Origin of the sequence: Vibrio sp. 10N.222.48.A3 (genome assembly GCF_041475345.1) — a bacterium.
GTDB lineage: Bacteria > Pseudomonadota > Gammaproteobacteria > Enterobacterales > Vibrionaceae > Vibrio > Vibrio tasmaniensis_A.
Genome location: NZ_JBFRVX010001745.1, coordinates 1 through 257 on the forward strand (window position 1 = coordinate 1; position 257 = coordinate 257).

Genomic DNA, 257 nt, shown 5'->3' on the forward strand with positions numbered 1-257 from the left:
CCTTAATAATTCAAGGAAAAAGCATGAGCCACACCAAGAGAGTTTTTGACTCTGAGTTAAGTGAGAAAGAGCTTGCGGTTGAAAATGCAGCTAGAACAGTATTAGTCAAAAACAAGATTATATGTAGCAAAGCGGAAAGGGCTTTCAATAAAGGAAAGACAAAGGTGTTTGAAACATTATATAGTTCGTTAACTTTACCCAATTACATTCAAAGACCTTTCAGTTATGACGTAAGTGTTGATATAGGGGCGTCAACG

General features: G+C 36.6%; 1 protein-coding gene. It reads left to right on the plus strand.

The genetic code is table 11. The annotated features are described in order from the left end of the window. Positions 1-23: 23 nt before the first annotated feature. Positions 24-257, plus strand: a 234-nt coding sequence (locus AB4653_RS28725) for a hypothetical protein (RefSeq protein ID WP_372106042.1), incomplete at its 3' end; no start/stop codon positions are given.